This window comes from Frigoribacterium sp. CFBP 13605 (assembly GCF_014839405.1).
In the GTDB taxonomy this organism is placed as follows: Bacteria; Actinomycetota; Actinomycetes; order Actinomycetales; family Microbacteriaceae; genus Frigoribacterium.
Genome location: NZ_JACYNS010000164.1, coordinates 1 through 3629 on the forward strand (window position 1 = coordinate 1; position 3629 = coordinate 3629).

Annotated in this window: 3 protein-coding genes; all 3 read right to left on the bottom strand. The window is 73.2% G+C overall.

All coding sequences use genetic code 11. From position 1 onward, the window contains the following. Positions 1-78 precede the first annotated feature (78 nt). Complete coding sequence (locus IFT36_RS15530) at positions 79-846, bottom strand: gamma-glutamyl-gamma-aminobutyrate hydrolase family protein (protein WP_200413601.1); 768 nt, start codon at positions 844-846, stop codon at positions 79-81. Positions 847-1047: 201 nt separating this feature from the next. Beyond that, entirely contained in the window at positions 1048-1824 is a 777-nt protein-coding gene (locus IFT36_RS15535; protein ID WP_123570659.1) for a hypothetical protein, read from the bottom strand. A 187-nt stretch (positions 1825-2011) separates the two neighbouring features. Then, positions 2012-3629 (bottom strand): PTS fructose transporter subunit IIC (locus IFT36_RS15540; RefSeq protein WP_200413602.1); only part of this gene is annotated, 1618 nt, incomplete at its 5' end.

Consider the following 3629-nt stretch of genomic DNA (forward strand, 5'->3'; position numbering starts at 1 on the left):
GGGCCCCGGCCCGCCCGCCGCGGTCGAGCAACGCACCGCCCACTGGACGTCGCACCGCTCACATCGGCGGTGCGACGCTCAGTCGGCGGTGCGACGCGACCGGTCGCCGGCTCGACCGAGGGCGGCGTCGCGCGCGGCGACGAGCAGGTCGGTCAGCACCGTGCCGGTGGCCCCGCGGTCTTCGGGGTGCCACTGGACGCACCACACCGGAGCCGTGTCGTGCTCGACGGCCTCGACCGTGCCGTCGTCGGCCCAGGCCACCGCGCGCAGCCCCTCGCCCAGGCGTCCCACCGCCTGGTGGTGCGAGCTGCGCACGACCAGCGACGTCGTGCCGAGCATCGAGGCGAGGGTGCTGTCGTCGGCGAGGCGGACCGGGTGGTCGACCATGCTGTCCGAGACGTCGTCCGGGTTCACGTGGCCGGGGTGCTCGAGGTGCTGCACGAGGTCGCCGCCGAGGGCGACGTCGACCACCTGCATGCCGCGACAGATGCCGACCAGCGGCAGCCGTGCCTCCACGGACCCGCGCACCACCTCGATCTGCACCCGGTCGGCGTCGGCGAAGGTCTGGCCCCGCCCCGGGTGGTCGAGGGGACCGCCGTAGTGGCTCGGGTCGACGTCCTCGCCACCGGTGACGAGCACCGCGTCCGCCTCGACGAGGGCGGCGCGCACGTCGCCGAGCCGGTTGGCCGGCACCCGGCGCACCGTGAACCCGACCTGCTCGGCGGCGGCGACCACCGAGGTGGACAGGTCGTCGAGCTCGCGCTCGAACGCGGGGTCGTCGCGGGCCTCGTCGGTGACGTCGAGGAGCAACAGGTTCAGGAGGCGCGGTGCGGGCGAGTCGCTCATGGCGCCATCCTGGCAGCCCGCACCGCACTGCACTGCACCGCACCGCACCGCACCGCACTGCACTGCACTGCACTGCACCGCACCGCACCGCACCGCACCGCACCGCACCGCTTCGCACCGCGTTTCGTGCACGGCACCGCGACGAGACGCGGTGCCGTGCACGAAACGCGGTGCGGAGGGCCGAGGGCCGAAGGCCCCCGGCTAGTCGGTGCCGTCGATCCCGCCCAGCCGTTCGAGCACGCCCGTGAGGATCGTGCCGGCCGCGTCGGGCAGCACGTGGTGGTTCATGTAGATCGCCTCGAGCCAGGGCAGCACCTCGTCGCGGCCCCAGCCCACGGCCTCCCAGTCGACACCGGGCAGGGCCTTCGTCAGGGGCTGGTCGGTCCGGGGGTCGAGCCAGGCCTCGGCGATCGGCACGCCCTCGGACGCGCCCTGGGGCGTCCAGGTCAGCGCGATCGGGTGGTCGTCGCCCTCGATGTGGTCGTGTTCGACGGCACCCGAGCCGAGCCACGGCAGGGTCAGCAGCTCGCCCTCGATGTCGACCTCGACCAGGTCGAGCTTGCGTGGTTCCTCGACCTCGCAGACGTAGAGGTCGAAGCCGGCGTCGTGCCAGGCCGCCGCCTCGTCGACCTCGTCGAGCAGGTCGGGCATGCGGCGGTGCAGGTCGACGATCAGCCGGGTCGACCACTCGACGAGCACCCGCGTGTCGGCGACGCCGAAGGGGCTGAGGTCGCTGTCGTCACCGTTCGCGAGGTGGAAGTGGTGCTCGACGTCGCCCGAGGGCGTGGTCTCGAGGTGCACCTGTCCGGTCTCGTAGCCGACGTACAGGGCGGTGATCAGGTCGTCGTCGTCGTACTCGGCGTAGAGGTTCGGCTTGCCGAGCGCGGTCGGCAGCGGCGTCTGCGCGGCCGGGCGCTGGCCCAGGTCGAACACGGCACGGAAATGGGTGGTGGGGAGCCTCAGGCTCATGTCGGTCACGGCGTGGGGTCCAATCGGTTGCTCACGCCAGGGTAGAGGACGCGGCCGCCCGTCCGCGGCCCGTCCACAGCCGAGGAGGCGCGCTCCGGGACTTCCCGGAACGCGCCTCCTCGTGTGGTCGCCTCGACGGCCGTCGGTGCGGGGCCGCGTCGCTGCTACGTGCCGTCGCTGCTAGGCGGCGTCGCTGCTACGCGGCGACGGGGCTGCGCTGGCCGACGACCGAACCGGCCTCGGCGGCCTCGGCCGACGCGTCGGCCCCGGCGGCCGCACCCCGGCGGACGAACTTCTTCAGCAGGACGAGCACGAACGCGCTCACGACGGTGCCGGCGACGATCGCCAACGCCCACATGCCCAGGTTGCCGATCGCGAAGAACACGAAGATGCCACCGTGGGGGGCCTGCGACGTGACGCCGGCGGCCATCGAGATGGCTCCGGTCACCGCGCCTCCGACCATGCTGGCGGGGATCACGCGCAGCGGGTCGGCCGCGGCGAAGGGGATCGCGCCCTCGGAGATGAACGAGGCGCCCAGCAGCCAGGCGGCCGTGCCGTTGGAGCGCTCGACCTGTGAGAAGCCCTTTCGGTAGAGGACGGTCGACGCGAGGGCCATGGCCAGCGGCGGCACCATGCCGGCGCCCATCACGGCGGCCATGATCATCAGGGGGGCAGGGTTGTCGCTGATGGAGCCCGCGGACAGGCCGGCGACGGCGAACGAGTAGGCGACCTTGTTGACCGGACCACCGAGGTCGATGCACATCATGAGGCCGAGGATGACGCCCAGGACGATCGCCCCGGTGCCGCTGAGGCCGTTGAGGAAGTCGGTCAGGGCGACGGTCAGGGCGGCGATCGGGCCGCCGAGCACGAGCACGAGCAGACCCGAGGCGAAGATCGACGCGAGCAGCGGGATGATCACGACGGGCATCAGGCCGCGCAGCCAGCGGGGCACGTCGGGCTTGCCGATCCAGTAGGCGGCGAAGCCGGCGAGCAGACCACCGACGAGACCGCCGATGAAGCCGGCCCCCATGAAGACCGCGACGGCACCGGCGACGAAACCGGGCGCGATGCCGGGTCGATCGGCGATGGCATAGGCGATGTAACCGGCCAGGGCGGCGACGAGGAAGCCCATCGACAGGTTGCCGATCTGGAACGCGGCGGCGCCGAGGAAGTACGGCAGGCCCTCGGGCGGCAGGTTGAACAGCGAGTAGTCGGTCAGCACGGTCGCGGCGTTGCCGGCGATCTCGTAACCCGAGAGCAGGAAGCCCAGGGCGAGCAGCAGGCCACCACCGGCGACGAACGGGATCATGTACGAGACGCCGGTCAGCAGCCAGCGCTTGAGCGACGAGCCGAAGCCCTGCTTCTCGGCGGTCGAGCCCGCGGCGGCACCGGCGGCACCGGCCGTGCCGGCCACGCGGGCGGCGTTCGGGTCCTTGGCGGCGGCCAGCGCCTCCTTCACCATGGCGTCGGGAGCGTCGACGCCGCGCTTGACCGGTCCGCGGACGACGGGCTTGCCGGCGAAGCGGCCCTGGTCGCGCACGTCGACGTCGACGGCGAAGATCACGGCGTCGGCCTCGGCGATGACGGCCGGGTCGAGGGGAGTGACCGTGCCCGAGCCCTGCGGCTCGATCTGCAGGTCGGCGCCGAGGCGCTTCGCCGCGGCGACGAGGGCGTCGGCGGCCATGAAGGTGTGGGCGATGCCGGTGGGGCAGGCGGTGACGCCGACCAGCTTCGGGCGCCGCGCGCCGTCGCCCGTCGCGTCGGCCGCGGTCGAGGAGGCGCTGGTCGCCCCGGCCGCGGAGGCGGCGGTGGCG

Coding starts and splice junctions, on each gene's coding strand:
- IFT36_RS15530 (WP_200413601.1), bottom strand. CDS start 846: ATGAGCGACTCGCCCGCACCGCGCCTCCTGAACCTGTTGCTCCTCGAC.